This window comes from Marinobacter sp. F4218, from assembly GCF_019443085.1.
Lineage (GTDB): Bacteria > Pseudomonadota > Gammaproteobacteria > Pseudomonadales > Oleiphilaceae > Marinobacter > Marinobacter albus.
In genome coordinates this window covers 320,542-338,441 of sequence record NZ_JAHZIL010000004.1, presented here as the reverse complement: position 1 = coordinate 338,441, position 17,900 = coordinate 320,542, and the positions used below count along the sequence as shown (strand labels likewise).

Annotated in this window: 17 protein-coding genes; 9 read left to right on the top strand and 8 right to left on the bottom strand. The window is 57.3% G+C overall.

The genetic code is table 11. From position 1 onward, the window contains the following. The first annotated feature begins 36 nt into the window (after positions 1-36). Complete coding sequence (locus tag K0B93_RS16865) at positions 37-429, top strand: DUF2784 domain-containing protein (protein WP_219868426.1); 393 nt, start codon at positions 37-39, stop codon at positions 427-429. A gap of 14 nt (positions 430-443) precedes the next feature. On the opposite strand, the gene K0B93_RS16860 is transcribed toward K0B93_RS16865, so the two are convergent. Beyond that, entirely contained in the window at positions 444-2,183 is a 1,740-nt protein-coding gene (locus tag K0B93_RS16860) for a diguanylate cyclase (protein ID WP_228743573.1), read from the bottom strand. A gap of 94 nt (positions 2,184-2,277) precedes the next feature. Beyond that, complete coding sequence (locus K0B93_RS16855; RefSeq protein ID WP_219868424.1) at positions 2,278-3,105, bottom strand: zinc-dependent peptidase; 828 nt, start codon at positions 3,103-3,105, stop codon at positions 2,278-2,280. Positions 3,106-3,170: 65 nt separating this feature from the next. On the opposite strand from K0B93_RS16855, the gene K0B93_RS16850 reads away from it, so the two are divergent. The 4 genes from K0B93_RS16850 to K0B93_RS16835 all read left to right on the top strand — a co-directional run bounded on the left by K0B93_RS16850 (position 3,171) and on the right by K0B93_RS16835 (position 5,583). Then, complete coding sequence (locus tag K0B93_RS16850) at positions 3,171-3,842, top strand: SDR family oxidoreductase (protein ID WP_219868423.1); 672 nt, start codon at positions 3,171-3,173, stop codon at positions 3,840-3,842. Between the two features lie 101 nt (positions 3,843-3,943). Then, positions 3,944-4,399, top strand: a complete 456-nt coding sequence (locus K0B93_RS16845; RefSeq protein WP_219868422.1) for a CopD family protein — start codon at positions 3,944-3,946, stop codon at positions 4,397-4,399. 35 nt (positions 4,400-4,434) lie between these two features. Then, the gene (locus tag K0B93_RS16840; protein WP_219868421.1) at positions 4,435-4,887 is read left to right on the top strand and encodes a MaoC family dehydratase; all 453 of its coding nucleotides are present in this window, start codon (positions 4,435-4,437) and stop codon (positions 4,885-4,887) included. Between the two features lie 21 nt (positions 4,888-4,908). Then, positions 4,909-5,583, top strand: coding sequence for a spermidine synthase (locus K0B93_RS16835; protein ID WP_219868420.1), 675 nt, complete (start codon positions 4,909-4,911; stop codon positions 5,581-5,583). 12 nt (positions 5,584-5,595) lie between these two features. On the opposite strand, the gene K0B93_RS16830 is transcribed toward K0B93_RS16835, so the two are convergent. Further along, positions 5,596-6,450 carry a PA4780 family RIO1-like protein kinase gene (locus tag K0B93_RS16830; RefSeq protein ID WP_219868419.1) on the bottom strand — a complete coding sequence of 285 codons (855 nt, stop codon included), beginning with the start codon at positions 6,448-6,450 and terminating at the stop codon, positions 5,596-5,598. 111 nt (positions 6,451-6,561) lie between these two features. Here K0B93_RS16830 and K0B93_RS16825 point away from each other — a divergent pair, with 111 nt between their 5' ends. After that, positions 6,562-7,401, top strand: coding sequence for a DUF6544 family protein (locus K0B93_RS16825; protein WP_219868418.1), 840 nt, complete (start codon positions 6,562-6,564; stop codon positions 7,399-7,401). Between the two features lie 159 nt (positions 7,402-7,560). Here the strand turns inward: K0B93_RS16825 and K0B93_RS16820 are convergent, their stop codons facing one another. The 4 genes from K0B93_RS16820 to K0B93_RS16805 all read right to left on the bottom strand — a co-directional run bounded on the left by K0B93_RS16820 (position 7,561) and on the right by K0B93_RS16805 (position 14,248). Beyond that, a complete protein-coding gene (locus K0B93_RS16820) occupies positions 7,561-7,980 on the bottom strand; it encodes a universal stress protein (protein ID WP_219477554.1) in 420 nt (139 codons plus the stop codon). A 117-nt stretch (positions 7,981-8,097) separates the two neighbouring features. Further along, positions 8,098-9,480, bottom strand: a complete 1,383-nt coding sequence (locus tag K0B93_RS16815; protein ID WP_219868417.1) for a sodium-dependent transporter — start codon at positions 9,478-9,480, stop codon at positions 8,098-8,100. Positions 9,481-9,552: 72 nt separating this feature from the next. Beyond that, positions 9,553-10,734 (bottom strand): aromatic amino acid transaminase, encoded by a 1,182-nt coding sequence (locus tag K0B93_RS16810; protein ID WP_219868416.1) that lies wholly within the window; start codon positions 10,732-10,734, stop codon positions 9,553-9,555. Then, on the bottom strand, positions 10,727-14,248 hold the full coding sequence (locus K0B93_RS16805; RefSeq protein WP_219868415.1) for an indolepyruvate ferredoxin oxidoreductase family protein: 3,522 nt from the start codon (positions 14,246-14,248) through the stop codon (positions 10,727-10,729). The genes K0B93_RS16810 and K0B93_RS16805 overlap by 8 nt, the downstream gene beginning before the upstream one ends. 157 nt (positions 14,249-14,405) lie before the next feature. Between K0B93_RS16805 and K0B93_RS16800 the strand changes: the two genes are divergently transcribed. Then, entirely contained in the window at positions 14,406-14,885 is a 480-nt protein-coding gene (locus tag K0B93_RS16800; protein WP_219868414.1) for an Lrp/AsnC family transcriptional regulator, read from the top strand. 76 nt (positions 14,886-14,961) lie between these two features. Here the strand turns inward: K0B93_RS16800 and K0B93_RS16795 are convergent, their stop codons facing one another. Next, positions 14,962-15,168 (bottom strand): cold-shock protein, encoded by a 207-nt coding sequence (locus tag K0B93_RS16795; protein WP_036130097.1) that lies wholly within the window; start codon positions 15,166-15,168, stop codon positions 14,962-14,964. A 276-nt stretch (positions 15,169-15,444) separates the two neighbouring features. Between K0B93_RS16795 and K0B93_RS16790 the strand changes: the two genes are divergently transcribed. Continuing rightward, positions 15,445-15,768 (top strand): antibiotic biosynthesis monooxygenase family protein, encoded by a 324-nt coding sequence (locus K0B93_RS16790; RefSeq protein WP_219868413.1) that lies wholly within the window; start codon positions 15,445-15,447, stop codon positions 15,766-15,768. A 118-nt stretch (positions 15,769-15,886) separates the two neighbouring features. Further along, positions 15,887-17,854: a hypothetical protein gene (locus tag K0B93_RS16785; RefSeq protein ID WP_219868412.1), complete on the top strand. Its 1,968-nt coding sequence runs from the start codon at positions 15,887-15,889 to the stop codon at positions 17,852-17,854. The last annotated feature ends 46 nt before the right edge of the window (positions 17,855-17,900 follow it).

The window sequence follows — 17,900 nt, the reverse complement described above, 5'->3', positions numbered from 1 at the left end:
CCATGCCGGGCGCTGGCATAGTGCCCGGTGAATTCCATGTTCTCAGGTTCGGTATACGTAGTTCTGGCAGACTCGCTGCTTGTGTTGCACGTGGTATTCGTAGCATTTGTGGTTCTGGGTCTGCTGGCTATCTACCTCGGTCATTTTCTGAATTGGGAGTGGGTGCGCAACATCTGGTTCAGGGTGTCTCACCTGATTGCGATTGCTGTTGTCGTCTTGCAATCCTGGGTCGGAGTAATCTGTCCGTTAACCACCTGGGAAATGGCGCTCCGGAACAAGGCGGGCGATGCCGTATACGAGGGGTCGTTCATCCAGCACTGGCTGCACGCCATTCTCTATTACAGTGCTCCTGAGTGGGTGTTTATTCTCAGCTATTCCCTGTTTGGAGGCCTGGTCCTGATCAGCTGGTTTTTGATACGGCCTCGTTGATTGCTGGTCCAAATTCAGACAGGTACTGCCCGGGCGGAGGCATCCGAGGCATTGCCAGCACAGACAAGGTTGCGACCTTCGAGCTTGGCCTGGTAGAGCGCCTGGTCAGCCATCACTATGGTCTTATCCAGGCTTACTTCTTCCGAATCGCGATTGGCGACGCCAACGCTGATGGTGCACTGAAGGATGTCCGCGCCTTCGCGGATGGTGAGCGCTTCGACATTCTGGCGCAAGCGCTCGGCAACGTTGCAGGCCTCCGGAAGATCGGTTTCCGGTAACAGCAGAACGAACTCTTCACCGCCCCAGCGGGCCAGGAGATCCCCCTGGCGCCGGGAACTGTCGAGCACCTTGGCGATTTTGCGCAGTATCCGGTCCCCGGTGGCATGGCCGTACTGATCATTAATCATCTTGAAGTGGTCGATATCGATCATGGCCACGCAGATATCGCGATTGTTGCGTTTTACCAGGTTCCAGAGCGATTCCGCGACAGGCAGGAAGCCCCGTCGGTTTTCCAGGCCCGTAAGATGATCCACCTGGGCTTTGCGTTCAGCCGCGATCCGCGCTTGCTGGGTTCTCTTGACCAGATCCGCCAATGCCAGTGCCAGAAGCATGGCATCCAGCACCATGCCTATGTCCACGGCATAAAAACCAATCTGACTGTACGGCAGGATGCCATAGACGGTCAGTGCCGTAATAGACGCGCCAATCGCGGAGGCGAGTGTGCCAAACAGGTAGTAGCGCGCGGATTTCATGCCGCTCATCCAGCTGGATACGCCCAGGTAAAGCATCAAGCCTGTGAAGACCGGTACCAAAGCGAAAGCGAGAGTCAGGGCCCACCCCCGTTCGCCGATGTAATAGCAGGCTGCAAACAGCGCGAAATAAACCGCACAGAGTACCTGGATGGCCCGGAACAGTTTGCGTCGCCGGAGTTTCACCTCCAGGAAGCTGGTGGCAAAGGTAATGCCGGAGAAGGCAAAAACCAACATTAACAGGGGCGGCGCCCACTGCTGCCAGACCACGGCAGACGGCCAGATCAACACCATGCCAATGCCGCTATAGGAGGCAGTCATGAGGATGAAGGAGACCATGTAAATGGTATAGAACAGGTACCGCTTACGCCGGAGCCCGGTGAAGAGCATCAGGTTGTAGGCCGCGAGAGCAAACATGACGCCATAGACGAAGCTGTAGAAAGCAGCGTCGAACTGTTCCTGATCGTGCCCGGCCTTGAGACTGGAAAAATAGAAGGGGATGACGACGGGATCTGCTGTTTCAACGCGCAAAAACAGGCGCGTCATGCCCGAGGGGAATGCGTATTCTGCAGTTGGGACCCGCGTGGCAAATGAGCGATTGTGGACGGGAATGCTATCGCCGCTGATAAAACGCTCGGGTGGCTCGCCCGCCGGCATGAAGTAGAAGTCGACCCGGTCAAGCCAGCCAATCCGTACTGACATGCGTCTGGTAATGGTGTCTCTGGTCGGATTAATCACATCTGCAACCAGCCAGACCGCACCGGAATCAATACCGTTGGCCATAACGCGGTCATCGGTACGCTGCACGCCTTCGGGCGTTTCCCCTATCAGGAACTGGATGTCGCCAACAGAGAGTTCCTCACCCTGTTCTTCGATAAACGCCATCCGGTGCGCGATTGCACCATGGTACCCCATCCGGGCATCCAGCCGGGGCACTGTCTGTTCTTCGTCGGAAGACGCACCGAAAGCGCCAGTCGCGAAGACCTGCAGAGTCAGAAGGGACAAAAGGAGTAGTAAGGTCCAAAACCGAAGCACTTGGTTTTACGTCCGTTTAAAACTGTCTTCATAGACTATATGCAAACCCGGGTTATGTCATGGTTCAGGACAGGTTCAGTTGTATGGGATCCACCCGGTAATAGTCGCAAAGTACCTCATATACAGCCGGTTGTGTATCTTTCAGATGGTGGGGTTGCTGGTAGAAGGCTTCCGTCAGTACCGCAAAAAACTCCGCAGGTTGGGTCGCTCCGTAGGGATCCAGCCAGCCCTGGTGGTGATGCCTGAGTGAGTGCCGGAGGTCCTCGTAAGCCTTGGTCATGGTGTGTTGCCACTCCTCAGCCTGTTTGCCGCTGAGTGGCGGAGCGCCGTCGGCGGTGCCATCAAGGTAGTCGAGCTGATGGGCAAACTCATGAAGGATGACATTGTGCGGACCATTCGGGGTCCTGGCCCCTTCCTCACACTCGGACCATGCCAGCACGACCTGGCCCCGTGAAGACGCTTCACCGGCACGGATCTGTTCGTTTACACTCACCACCATGCCGTCCCGTTCCGGAGCCTGAACCCTGTACACATCCGGATACACCAGTATGCTCCGCACTTCATCGTATTCGCCGAACGGCCGGGCGAGGATCAGCAGGCAGGCGTGCCCGGCAACGGTGATTCGCACCCGATCATCCACCTCGAAGCCATCACAGCCATAGAATGCCTTCTCGGCCAGAAACAGTTGAACGTGCTGTTCCAGGCGTTTTTTGAGACCTGAAGACAACTTACGGTAGAGCGGTACCGAAGTTTCCAGTTCTTGTCGCCATGCTTCGGGAAATGGTTGCTTCAGTTGCCGTTTCCGGCGCCAGTCCTGGTAAAAAAACAGATAGAATACGGACAGTGCAATGAAGGTCACTGCAAACAGCGCAAATACAAGCAGGGCTGACATTCTTTAGGGTTCCACTTCGATGGGTATTCCGCCATCTTACCCCAAACGATCTTCAGGAGGCTGCCATGTCCGAGAAACAAACCGTTGTTATCACAGGTGCCAATCGCGGTATCGGCCTTGAGCTTGCACGGCATTATGCCGATGCGGGCTGTCACGTAATCGGTGTCTGTCGGAAGGCTTCCAGCGAACTCTCAGAAATCGCGGCCCGGGTTGTCGAAGGTGTGGACGTGACGACGGATGCTGGCATCCAGACATTGACCCGCGCGCTCGAGGGTCAGCGAATTGATCTGCTCATCAACAACGCCGGCCTGCTGCAGGATGAAAAACTCGGTTCCATTGATTTCGATTCCATCCGCACTCAAATGGAGGTCAACGCCTACGCGCCGCTCCGGGTTGCCGAGGCCCTGGTGTCGCACATCCCGTCCGGTGGCAAGATCGCCAACATTACCAGTCGTATGGGATCCATTGCCGACAATGATTCCGGAGGCCGCTACGGTTACCGGGCCTCGAAAGCGGCGCTCAATGCGTTTGGCAAATCGTTGGCGATGGACCTGAAACAGAAGGGCATTGCCGTGGCCCAGTTGCACCCGGGTTATGTACAGACGCGGATGGTAAATTTCGGAGGATTGATTACACCCGAGGAGTCCGCCAAGGGGCTGGCTGCCCGGATAGAGGGCCTCAACCTCGAAAACACCGGCTCGTTCTGGCATAGCAATGGAGACGAGTTGCCGTGGTAAGGTCGCTCTGAGTTTTGTTAGCCGGTTGTCTTGGGCGCCGGCAAAGGCGGGGTGTCCCTGGGGCAGCCCGGCACACAGGTAGTATCAACAGGAGTTTGCTGATGAGTCTGGCGATTGCCTTGCACGTGTTGTCTGCGGTTGTCTGGGTAGGGGGCATGTTCTTCGCGTATATGGCCATGCGCCCGGCGGTGATTGAGGTGGTTGAAGCAAGCCAGCGCGGCACGCTCTGGTGTCGCACCCTGTCCCGGTTCTTCCGCTGGGTCTGGCTGGCCATCATTTTGTTGCTGGTTACCGGTTATTGGATGGTGTTCAGCGTCTTCGGGGGGATGGCCGGCGCGGGCTGGCATATCCATGCGATGCAGGGGCTGGGGTTGATCATGATGCTGCTGTTCTTTCACGTGTACTTCGCTCCGTTCCGCCGGCTCAAGCAGGCAGTGGCCGAGAAGGATCCTCAGGAAGGTGGTCGACGGGTCGGCCAGATCCGCAGGCTGGTCGGCATCAACCTGATTCTGGGGTTGGTGGTCATTGTGGTCGGCGCGGGTGGCCGGTATCTGTAAAGTGCGTCTGGAGTCGGGCAACCGGGAAGCTGACCATGTCTTACATTCGAAAAAAGACCATAGAGGGGCTAGAGGCGGGTGATTGCTTTACGCTGACTCGCACCTTCACCGAGGCGGACACCGTGACCTTCGGAGAGATCAGCCGCGACTATAACCCAATTCACTACGACGAAGGTTTTGTCAGGGCCAAGAACCTGCAAGGGCGGATCTGTCACGGCCTGCTCGTCGGCGGCATGATCACGGAAGTCGGTGGTCAGATCGGCTGGCTGGCGTCCGGAATGAATTTCCGGTTCCGGCGGCCAGTGTATTTTGGTGACACCGTAACCTGCGTGTTCACAATCACCGAGGTGGATGAGAAGAGCAGGGCTCGAGCGGAAGCGGTGCTCTCGAATCAGCATGGAGACGTAGTGATTGAGGCCTGGCTGACCGGTGTTTTGCCGGGCCCGAGTGAACAGCAAATTCTGGCCGGTCTGCTGGCCGGCGACTGACCCACATTATTCGAGGTTTGTATGGCCCGTTTCGAGCTGCTAGGCACAGCGATCATTCCCGGTAAGGGAACGCAGCTGCGTCTGCTGCAGCGTAATGACGAATTCTCAATCAAGATTGCCGGCAGTACCGGTGAGCTGATGAACAGCCGTCTTCACGGGTCAGAAGATGCACTGGCAACGCTGGCCTGCGAGCGGATTTCGGATCATCCTGCTCCGCGGATCCTGATCGGGGGGCTCGGCATGGGTTATACCCTGGCCGCAGCGCTGGCATCTCTGGGCGAGACCGCGGAGGTGACCGTGGCGGAGTTGGTGCCGGAGGTGAAAGACTGGAACCTCGGGCCCTTGGGTGGGGCCGCCGGTTTTCCGCTGAAAGACCCGAGGGCGCAGGTTCACATCGGGGATGTGGTGCAATTGATCAAGGAGTCTCCCGCCACTTATGACGCCATTCTTCTGGACATCGACAACGGTCCGGAGGGGCTCACGAGGAAGGAAAATGACTGGCTTTACACCAGAGCGGGCATTGCGGCAGCCCAGGCCGCACTGCGGCCGGACGGCATACTGGCCTACTGGTCGGCCGGGCAGGACCCTGCATTTACCGAACGCCTCAAGCGGGCAGGCTTGTCAGTGGAGCCCGTCACCGTGCGCGCCCATCGGCCGGGCAAGGGCGCCCGGCACGTTATCTGGCTGGCCTGGTAACGCGACAGCATCTCAGTCATCGTCTTCCATCTGAACGCGTTCCTGTCGCTCCATTTCCTCCAGTCTGGCTGCATCAATCACCGCCATCAGATCATCCACATCGGCGCTGTGGGTATCGTGCTCGAAGCAGCCGGTCAGCGTGCTGTCCGGATGAAGATCCCCGCTCTCGTAAAGGGCCCAGATCTCCTTGCCATAATCCGTGGCCAGGAGGTCCGGCGCGTACTGCCCAAAGTGCCGACGCATGTTATCAACATCCCGTTCCAGCATGCGCTGGGCACTGTTGTTGCCAGCGGCGTTCACAGCCTGGGGCAGGTCAATGATCACAGGACCATCGGCATCTACCAGTACGTTGAATTCGGACAGATCGCCGTGGATAAGCCCGGCGTCGAGCATGCGAACGATTTCTGCAATGACCCGGTCGTGGTAAAGGCGGGCCACCTCCGGGGCAAGCGTGACATCGTCAAGTCGCGGCGCTGCTTTGCCGTCAGCGTCGGCAATCATTTCCATCAGCAGCACGCCATCGACAAAGCCCAGGGGCTGGGGAACCCGTACCCCGGCTGATTGCAGACGGTACAGGGCGTCCACCTCGGCGTTGAGCCAGGCATCCTCCTGCTCTTTCTGTCCGTAGCGGGTCTTCTTGCTCATGGCCCTGGCCCGACGACTGTTCCGTACTTTTCGGCCTTCCTGGTATTCCACGGCCTGCTTGAAGCTACGCTTCTGGGCTTCCTTGAACACCTTGGCACATCGCAGCTGGTCGCCACAGCGCACTACATACACCTGTGCTTCCTTGCCGCTCATGAGCTGGTACAGCACTTCGTCCACCATGCCATCGTCGACAAGGGGTTGTAATCGCTTCGGTACTTTCATAAAACCTTTCTGGTTCACCGTATGTTTGCCGACCCGACCGGATTGGTTGATCTGGAGCAAGGCCCGGCGTGGGCTGGGCCTGGAGAATGACGGGTACGGAGCATAGCTTACATGAAAACTCTTCTTGTCATCCTGTTGATTGTAGTTGCTGGCGGGCTGTTGGCCCTCTGGCTCTGGCGTCAGTTGGATCATCGCGCTGATCAGGCCGCCATGGACCGTCTGTCAGCAACACAACCGTTGCATCCGGAGCAATTCGAGCCTGCCATGATAGAAGGGTTGCCGGAACCCGCGCGCCGCTATTTTCTCTTCACCATAGCGCCGGGCACGCCGCTTTACACGGTTGCTCGCATCGGTATGGCGGGCCGGTTTGGCATGGGGAGCAAAGATAAGCCGGATTACCTCGATATGAGTGCCCTGGAGGTTCTGGCGTTGCCGACCGGGTTTGCCTGGAAAATGGCGGCCAGGCGGGGCTTGATGCGCCTATCGGGCTCCGATACAGAGCGCTGGACGAGGTTCTGGTTGATGGGCCTTCTGCCGGTCGCGCGTTCAGGAGGTGACCTCAATCATGCCCGATCTGCATTCGGTCGGTATGTGGCAGAAGCCGTATTCTGGAGCCCGGCGGCATTATTGCCCGGACCAGGAGTCCGTTGGGAGCTGGTGGATGAAAACACGGCGAGGGTGGTTGTCCGCAAGAACGGTTTGGAACAGGCGGTCGAGGTCAGGGTGGCCGAGAGCGGACAGCCATTACAGGTCAGTTTCTTTCGTTGGAGTGATGCCAATCCGGAGAAGGTTTATCGCCTTCAGCCTTTCGGCGGCTTCCTGACGGATTTTCAGGAGTTCAGCGGATTCCGATTGGCAACCCGGGTGGAAGCCGGCAACTTTTTTGGTACCGAGTACTATTTCCCGTTCTTTGTTGTTTCCGTAACGGATATAACCTTTCCGGGAAACTGATCAGGCCAGTCTGTGTGGCCAAAGCTCAGAAACCCTGTTTAATGGCTTGGATTGTTATTGCCAGTCAGCCAGTCTTACCGATCGTTTTGCTGCTCTGGTTCGTGCTCTGCAAATGCCAGGATCAGCATCACTGATCCTGGACCTACCCGAAGGCTTGCTTCAGCGCACGACAAATACGGAGATATCGCTTTCCTTGACGATATTGGCCGCATTGGAATGCAGGATATGCAGTTTGTCGCCAATGCCAGGCGTGTGAGATGCCATGACAACCAGATCCGCCCCAGTGTCCCTGATGGCCTCAAGAAGCTTGTCATCCAGCTCTACTGCGGTGTCTGCAGTGGACAGCACTTTGCTTGTGGCCCGGATTCCATGCGCTTTGCCCTGTTCCTCGGCGAAGGCCTCAAGCTTTTCGGCGAGTTCCTCGGGGTTGTGCGCTGCTGCGCCCGGAGCGGTGTTGGTCACGGTGACATAGCAAACCGAGGCATCGTAATGCTTGGCAATATCAATCGCTGTGTTCAATGCCTTGGGCATTTTTTCGGTGTGTGCCAAGTCTACCGGCACGAGTAATTTGTGATACATAGCGCTTCTCCTTATCTAGCTTGGGATGTTGCATCCTGTCCTTGATTTAAGCGTGGCAGTGATCCGGGGATTTTGCCAAAAAGAGAGCGCTATGTTTGATGTCAGGCAATAACCGGATCAGACCAGGTTATACAGAAACACGATGCCGATGCCCGCCGGTGTTACGAATCGAAGCACAAACATGAAGGCCTTGAAGCTTCCGCCTTTCAGGCCTATGTCGGAAGCCAGGCCCTCCCGTTTCATGGCCCAGCCGGCAAACAGTGCAATGGCCAGACCGCCCAGGGGCATCATCAGGTTCGATACGAGGAAATCGAGCAGATCGAACACCGTCTTGCCTTCGAGGAAGCTGATAAAACCGAGCGGATGCACATCGCTCCAGATGTTGAAAGACAATACCGTGCCAATGCCGATAAACCAGATAGCAAAGCCGCCGCCAATGGCACTCTTCACCCGGCTGATGCCTTTGTGTTCTTCCAGCCATTCCACCACCGGTTCCAGCATGGAGATGGCGGACGTGATGGCCGCGACCAGAAGCAAGGCAAAGAAGACGGTGCCAAAGAGTGCTCCGCCGCTCATTTGGCCGAACGCCAGGGGCAGGGTAACGAAGATCAGGCCGGGGCCGGCGCCGGGCTCGAGGTTGTTGGCAAACACCAGCGGGAAGATTGCCAGGCCGGCCAGAAGGGCGACACCGGTGTCCAGTACGGCGATGGTCATGGCGGTTCTGGCGATATTCACGCTTTTCGGCAGGTAGGAGCCGTAGGCCATCAGAACGCCGATGCCGATACTGAGTGTGAAGGCAGCGTGGCCAAGGGCGGTGAGCACGCCGGCGGTCGTGAGTTTGCTGAAGTCGGGTGAGAACATGAAACTGACGGCTTGGCCGAAGCTGCCGCTTGTCATGGCGTAGAACACCATGGCGATCAGCAACACGAACAGCAGGGGCATCAGCAGGTTGACGGCTTTTTCAAGGCCGGAGCGGATACCGCGGCTGACGATGAACACCACGATAGCCATGAACACGGAGTGCCAGAGCAGCAGTTCCCACGGGTTGGCCAGCAGGTTGCCAAATTGCCCGCCGATGGCCTCTGCATCAGCACCGGTGAACAGGCCGAGTGCGGCCTTGCCGATGTACACCAGGGCCCAGCCACCGATCACTGCGTAAAAGGAGAGCACCAGAAAGGAAGCGATAACCCCGTTCCAGCCGATGGCCTGCCAGCCCCGGGAGGTGCCCTCGGTCCGGGTCAGGGTCCGCATGGTTGCGACAGGGCTTTGCCCGCCCTTGCGGCCGATCATGGTTTCAGCCACGAGAACGGGCACACCAATGAGAAAGATGCACGCCAGGTAAATCAGCACAAAGGCACCACCGCCATTTTCGCCGGTGATGTAGGGGAATTTCCAGATATTGCCGAGCCCTACGGCAGAACCAGCGGCCGCCAGAGTGAAGGCGAGCTTTGAAGACCAGAGGTTGTTGGCCTGCTGGTGGGGTTGAGTATTCTGACTCATTGGCTTCTCCGAATAGTTGTTTTTGTCGGATCGTTTTTCAGGTTTAGTCGGTTGTTCCTGTGCGCCGGACTGTCACAGGATGTTGCGTATGGCTTTGGCGACGCCTGGAAGGACCCGGTCGTTCAGTCCTGCTACGTTGACCCGGCTGCTTTCCAGCAGGTAGATGCCGTTCTCTTCCCGCAACCGGCGAACCTGCTCCGGGGTAATGCCCAGAAACGAGAACATGCCTCTTTGCCGGGCAATAAAGCCGAAGTCACCGGCCGGGGCCAGGGCGTCCGCGAAAGCGTGGCGAAGGTGCAGAATGCGTTTGCACATGCCATCCAGCTCGTCCTGCCACAGCTTGCGTAATCCCTCGTCTCCCAGAATGGTTTCCACAATCGCGGCACCGTGGGCCGGGGGCATGGAATAGTGGGAGCGAATAACGCTCAGTAGCTGGCTGGTCGCCGCCGCGTTGATCGTCGCCGTAGCGGAGATCAGCATCAGGGCGCCGGTGCGCTCCCGGTACAGGCCAAAGTTTTTGGAGCAGGAGGCCGCAACCAGCATTTCCGGTACCTGGCTGGCCAGATGGCGAAGGCCGGCAGCGTCCTGATCAAGCCCGTCACCCAGCCCCTGATACGCCATATCCACAAAGGGCAGGAGGCCCTTGCGCTGGATTAGAGTGGTAACGGCCTGCCACTGGTCCAAGGTCAGGTCTGCCCCGGAGGGGTTATGGCAGCAGCCGTGGAGAAGCACCACGTCGCCTGCACGCGCACCCTCCAGGGCTTCCAGCATGGCGTTGAAGTCTACCTGCAACGTGTTCTGGTTAAGGTAGGGATATTCGCGAATGGTCAGGCCGGCGCCACCGAGCAGCGGAAGGTGGTTGGCCCAGGTTGGGGTGCTGACCCAGACCGTGGTGTCTGGCTGGCATAGCCTCAGGAACTCTGCCGCCATGCGGAGGGCGCCACAGCCGCCCGGGGTCTGGACCACGGAGGTGCGGCCGTCCCGGATCAGTGAGCTTTCGTTACCGAGGATCAGGCGGGCCATCGCGTCATTAAAGCCCTGGGACCCGGCCGGTCCCACGTAACTCTTGGTGGTCTCTCCCTCAAGCAGGCGCCGTTCGGCTTCGTGTACAGCGGCCATGATCGGGGTGGCCCCGGCGTCGTTCTTGTAGACGCCGATGCCCAGGTCCACCTTGTCCGGGCGAGGGTCGTCCCGGAAAGTTTGCATCAGTTGCAGAATCGGATCCTGCGGTAGGGGCTTGAGAGCCTCAAACATGGTCTGCCTCCTTATCACCGGCCTGTTGGGTGCGAATCAGTGTCGGTCGACCCGTATCCAGTGCCTTGATCAGTTGCGACTGTTTCTCCTGAATGGCCTCGGCTGCCTGCTCGCGAACCGGGCCGTAACCACGGACATCTGAGGGCAATTCTGCCAGTTGCAGGAAGGTGTCGTAGTTGCTGGCGTCCAGTTCACGGGTCAGGCGCGTAATCAGTTGCTGGTAGTTGTCCAGCAGGGTTCGGTCCAGCTTCCGGTCGGCGGAGTATCGGAACGGGTCGAGTGCCGTGCCACGAAGTCCCCGCAATTTGGCAAGAAGCTTGAAGGCCCGGAACATCCAGGGGCCAAACTGGCGCTTCTTCGGCCGCCCCTGGGCATCGGTTCCCCGGTTCATGACCGGTGGCGCGAGGTGAAAGTGGACCTTGAAGTCCCCTTCAAACGTGTCGTTCACTTCCTTCATAAAGTCGGTTTCCGCGAACAGGCGGGCCACTTCGTATTCGTCCTTGTAGGCCATGAAGCGGTAAAGCTGTTGGGCGATGGTTTGGGTCAGCAGCAGGTTGGTCTGGCCAAGACTTTCCTCCGCCTTACGCACCTGATCCACCAGATCGGAATAGCGGTCCGCCCAGCGTTTGTTTTGATACTTGACCAAGTGCTGGTGACGGGTTTCGATCAGCTGGTCCAGGGTCGGCTCCGGTTGAACGTCGACGACCTGCGTCTTATCGGCGTCCAGTAGATCGGCAATGGCGCCCGGGGTGACCGCAGCAACCCGACCCCAGCCGAAGGCTTCCTTGTTTCGCTCGATGGCCACGCCGTTCAATTCAATCGCCTTCATCAGCGCCGCCTGGGACAGGGGCAGCAAGCCCTTCTGCCATGCGAAGCCCAGCATCATGACGTTGGAGAACACGGTGTCGCCCATCAGTTTCTCGGCAATGCCGTTGGCATCCAGGCGGGAGAAATGATCGTCGCCTACCGCGTCGCGAATCAGGTCCAGGCGTTTGTCGGCCTGCATGTCGGCATCGCGGTAGAGCACATAATCCGCCGTGGGTAGTTCGGATTCATTGGCCACCACTCGGGTGTGGTTCGGGCGCAGTACACTCAGGGCTTTCTGGGAAGAGGCCACCACCAGATCGCAGGCGATGACAGCGTCAGCCTGGCCATTACTGATACGAACCTGATGAAGCTTGTCCGGGGACGGTGCCATCCGCACATAGCTGAGTACGGTGCCGCCTTTTTGGGCAAAGCCCATAAAGTCCAGCACTGAAGCACCACGGGACTCCAGGTGCGCAGCCATGGTGATGAGCTGGCCCACGGTGACTACGCCGGTGCCGCCAACGCCGCCAACCAGCAGGTCGTAGGAGCCGGTCATTGCGGGCACGTCAGGCTCCGGAATGTCGGCCAGTTTGCGGGTCAGCACTGAACCGGTGTCCATGCCCCGGGATTTGCGAAGCTGGCCGCCCTCAATGGTGACAAAGCTGGGGCAGAAACCGTTAACGCAGGAAAAGTCCTTGTTGCACGAAGACTGGTCGATCTTGCGCTTCCGGCCCAGCTCGGTCTTGCGGGGCACTACTGACAGGCAGTTGGACTGTACAGAGCAGTCGCCACAGCCTTCGCAGACATGGTGGTTAATAAAGGCGCGCTTAGCCGGATCCGGGAATTGCTTGCGTTTGCGACGACGACGCTTCTCAGCCGCGCAGGTCTGATCGTAAATCAGGACGGTGCAGCCGGTAATCTCCCGCAACTCCCTCTGGACGTTATCCAGCTCGGTGCGGTCGTGGAAGGTGACGCCCGTCGGGAATTGGTCCTCATGCCCCTCGTACTTCTCCGGCTCATCGCTCAGCACCACGACCCGGCGGACGCCTTCGGAGGCAACTTGCTGGGCGATCATGGGCACGGTGATCTGGCCGTCCACGGGCTGGCCACCGGTCATGGCGACCGCGTCGTTGAACAGAATCTTGTAGGTGATGTTGATACCGGCTGCCACGGCCTGGCGAATGGCCATGGAGCCCGAGTGGAAATAAGTCCCTTCGCCCAGGTTCTGGAATACGTGAGGGTTGCCGGTGTAGCGACTCTTGCCAATCCAGTTGACCCCTTCACCACCCATCTGGATAAGGGATTCGGTGTTGCGCCCCATCCAGGACGCCATAAAGTGGCAGCCAATGCCGGCCAGTGCCTTGCTGCCTTCTGGCACTTTGGTGGAGGTGTTGTGGGGGCAGCCGGAACAGAAATAGGGCAGGCGTCTGACGCCGCCCGGATCCTGTGCGTTGGTCATGGTATTGATGATTTCCAGCTGCGCACTGAAGTCAGTACCGAAGAACCTGCCCAGACGCGCGGCCAGGAAGCCTGCAACCAGCTTCGGGCTGAGCTCACCCACATACGGAATCAACGGTCGGCCCAATTCGTCCTGTTTCCCGGTAATCAGAACCTCACCGGGCCGGTCCGGTTCAGACATGTATTCCTTGATCTGGCTTTCGATGATGCCGCGTTTCTCTTCGATCACCAGCACTTCTTCCTTGCCGTGAACGAAATTCAGAATGCCGCGCCGCTCCAGTGGCCAGACCATGCCGATCTTGTAGATATCCAGGCCCATTTCCCGGGCACCGTCTTCGCTGATACCGAGAAGGTCCAGGGCTTCCAGCAAATCCAGATGACCCTTGCCCGTGGTGACAATACCGAAACGCGCCTTTGGGTTGTTGTACAGGCAGCGGTCGATGGGGTTGGCTCGGGCAAACGCCTGGACGGCGGCCAGTTTGTGCTCGATCCGCGTTTCCAGCTGGGGGCCGGGCAGGTCCGGCCAGCGGTAATGCAGGCCACCCTCCGGAGCGGTGAAGTCGTCCGGAGTTACAAATTCCGGCAGGGGCGGGAGATCAACCGACGCGGCGCTTTCCACCGTCTCGGATATGGCCTTGAACCCAACCCAACAGCCGCTGTAACGGGACAGGGCATAGCCCCAGAGGCCAAACTCCAGGTACTCCGCGATGTTGGCCGGATTAATCGTGGGCATGAAAAAGCTCATGAACGCCACATCGGACTGGTGGGGCATGGAGGAGGACACGCACCCGTGGTCATCGCCGGCGACTACGAGAACCCCGCCATGAGGGGAACTGCCATAAGTGGTGCCATGCTTTAGGGCATCACCGGCACGGTCTACGCCGGGGCCTTTGCCATACCAGAGGCCGAATACGCCATCCACCTGTTTGTCGTCATCGGTTTCCACTTGCTGGGTGCCCAGCATGATGGTTGCCGCCAGGTCTTCGTTGATCGCCGGTACGAAGTCGATGCTGTTGTCGTCCAGCAGTGTCTTCGCCTGCCACAGTGCCTGGTCATAAGCGCCGAGGGGCGAGCCCCGATAGCCGCTGACCATACCGGCGGTGTTCAGGCCCTGTTTGCGATCCAGAGCGGCCTGCATCAGGGGGATGCGGACCAGTGCCTGTGTTCCGGTCAGAAATACCCGGCCAGATGCCCGCAGGTAGCGGTCTTCAAGTTTGTAATTGTCGAGTTCGGGGGTATCGGCGGACATGGTGCCCTCCTTTTTGTCGATTTTATGAACAAAATTTTAGAGGGAAGTCGACAAAAGGTGCTTGCTTATTGGAGGTTGCATGAGAGGGTTTGCGAAAGAATCTTTGATGAATGACAATAATATCGAAGAATATTTGATAAAAATTGGGTGTTACTGAATGAAACAGGTTGAGCTGGATAAATTGGACCGACGAATCCTCTCGGTTATGCAACACGATGGGCGAATCAGTAACCAGTTGCTGGCAGAGCAGGTCGGCTTATCTCCGGCGGCCTGTTGGCGGCGGGTACGGACCCTTGAAGAATCCGGTGTGATTCAGGGTTACAGTGCGCGGGTGGACCCGGAGCGGATAGGGCAGGGGTTGTGTGTACTGGTCAATCTCTCTCTCCAGAGGCACAACATTGATAGCACGGGGGAGATCGAGCAACAGGTGAGCAGCTATCCCGAGGTGTTGCAGTGTTTCGCGGTGACCGGGAATGCGGATTTCGTGTTGCGTGTCATTGTTCCGGATATGGCCAGCTACGACCGCTTCCTGAACGAAAAGATCTTCACCCTGAAAGGCATTGCCCAGGTTAACTCGAACTTTGCGTTGCGGGAAATAAAGAACACGGAAACGATTCCGGTGGATGTGCAGCCTTAGGCCAGACGGGGGGGCAGAAACAAAAAAAGGCAGCCGAAGCTGCCTTTTTCGCGGTTATTGCTTAATCCGTTAAGGATTACAGAGCAACAACGTTCTCCGCCTGAGGACCCTTCTGGCCCTGAGTCACGGTGAACTCGACTTCTTGACCTTCGGCCAGAGTCTTGAAACCACCGCCTTGAATGGCGCTGTAGTGAACGAATACGTCCGGACCGCCTTCACGAGTGATAAAACCAAAACCTTTTGCTTCGTTGAAGAACTTAACGTTGCCGGTAACTGTAGACATAATAACTTTCCTGAATTCAATCTTTAATGTGCCGCCAGACTATCATCGTGATATCTGATCGACGTTGTGCGGGAAACAAAAAACTGGCGGGATCAAAAACAGGACGTACAACTTATTACAGCTTAAATGCGTCTTATTGATGAAATGCTTTGCTAAATCTTTCCAACGGCGTCCACTGTACCCCACAACCATGCAGATGCAAAGGGATTTCTTATAAGCACAAACCCGTGGCAACCTCAGATTCAATGTGTTGCCACGTGAATGAGGGAGGAGCCTATGAAGTTTATCTTCGAAGTCAAAGTGAAAGAGGGCCACACCGCAGAGGAGTACGCCGATGCCTGGGTGAGGGCAAGCAGGCTGATACAGCAGGCGCCCGGTGCCCGAGGCACGGAGCTGCATTGCAAGATTGGTGACCCGGATACCCTGATCGCCATTGCCAGTTGGGACAGCAAGGAGGCCCGGGACGCCATGGAATCCAAACACAATCCCAGGGTGGCGGAGATTATCCGAAGTGCCGCTCCGTTTGTGGAGATTACGCCACTTGGGGAATTCGAAGATCCGGAATGGGTGGTGATGCCGCCGGGGAGCACTGACCAATAGTCATTACTCTGATCAGGCGTTTGTTCTGACGACATGTTTGTAGCCGGCGGTGTGTCACGAAAAAGCCGGTTACATCCCGTTACAATGAGCCCTCAAAATGACAAATGGGGACTCTGTTGTGGCTGTAAAGGGAATTTCGATTGGTTTGCTGTTCGCTTTTATTCTGGTCGGTTGTGGTGGTAGTGGTGACGGCGGCGGTAATGCAGAAAATGGAAAGTCCACGGAGGCCCCGGTTCAAACCGATGAAAGCGAGGCAAGCACGGGTTACTTTGTTGATTCCCCCGTAAAAGGCCTGGCCTACCGCACGGAAAGCCAGGAAGGTCTCTCTGGCCCGTTAGGCCAGTTTAGTTACCTTCCCGGCGAAACAATTACCTTCAGCATCGGCGCGACCGAACTTGGATCGAGTGAAGCGGTCGGCTTCATGATGCCCGGAAATCTGGATGAAGACGCAGGATGGGACGGCACCCGTGCCATTAACATTGCGCGTTTGTTGATTACCCTGGATGCCGACCAGAACCCTCGCAACGGTATTGTCATCGACGAGAAGGCACACGAAGCATTCGGGGATCTGGGATTTGACCTGTCCAGGCCTGCCTCAGAATTCGGCGAATCACGTGTCCTGCTTGAAGCATTGGCGAATGTAGGTCGAGTTGGCCTGGTCAGCGAACTGTATGCCCGTAACCACCTCATATCCACCTATTCGCAGCTACCAGAAGAGGTGTCGGAAGCGGATATCGTCGCGCTGATCGATACGGGCCCTAATTACGCTGGGCGGCAATCGCCAATGACGCCAACCCCAGATAACCTTCGCAAAGCGGCAAAAGTTTTCTGGGCTGATCCAGCCACCCCGGCCCCCAATCTTCACTGGATGTTCGAGTGGGTAAATCCCAATCTGCTGCTTGATATTGCCGAGCGACGCCTGCAAGGCCTGGCACAGGCGCCGGGCATTCGGGTTGTCGGAGGCGTCGAAGGCAATGAAGATGTAGTGACCAATGCCAGCCTTATCGTCACCTTTGACGGTTTTGAACTGAATGGTTGGCAATACCATGGTTCGATCGGCGCGGATATTGTCCAAAGCAACTCGGACTCGGGCCAGGCGTCAGCAAGCGCCGGTGTCGTCATAGAGTTGGGGCCTGACGTCGACACCACTGACCTGATTCCTGAAAAACCGGATTTCTATGAATACCGGCTATTTTTCTATGATCTTCGGGTAACTGGCAGCGAAGGGTACTTTGGACTTCATGGCTGGCAAAATGTCGTTCATTCTGGGGTGAATGATTACCTGGTTAAACGATTATGGACGATGGACACGACACTTCGTGAGGTGAACTCGGAGCGGTTTGTTCGAATCGTCGCGGATCTCCCGGTTGAATACACCGAAGTTTCGAGCGACGTAGAGGAAACGGTAAGAGTGGAGTCCTTACTTTCGGGAAGCGTTTACGTAACGGACTGGGAATTGGGTGCTTACCGGATGGCAGGAGTATTCTATTCTAATGGTCCCGAAGGCATTAATGATTTTGCCAGCGTGGAGTTCTATAACGATGATGTAACTTTGGTTGGCCAGCTAAATTCTATCGCCCTGCCGGACTACGCCGATCTGGAGCAGCGAGTAAGAGCTGAGGTCGTGTCTGAGCAGGATGGCAGTGTAACCAATGTCGGAGTTTTTAAGAATGAAACCCCTTTGTTGGGCGAACCTGTCGATGACGCTCTTCCGCTCTGGATAAACGCCCCCCTGGAGTATTTGATCGTCAAGGACGGTCTGGACGGTGCTCAGCCAGTTCGCGTCGATCTCTATTCTCCACCTATGGCCATGGATCCCGATGGCGACCCGGTTATGAACTTGGAATTGGCCTGGATTGTTGGTGGTCAGGAAATGCCGGTAGAAGTGGCCGATGGAGTCGTATCGTTGCCCATCCGTTTAGACTTGCCCCTTGAATATCGATCAGAAAATACAGCGGTTTGTTTCCGAAACCGAACAACATTTTCCGATGTAACTCTGGTGAGAACCTTCGGTATCGACCTGAGCAAAGAAGCAAACTCAATACACTCTGTGCCAGTTGAGGACTCTCCCTGCGAGAGCCTCTAGGGAGTGCCGGAAACTGTCTTCTGTTCCAGATTGCCTGCTATCTTTA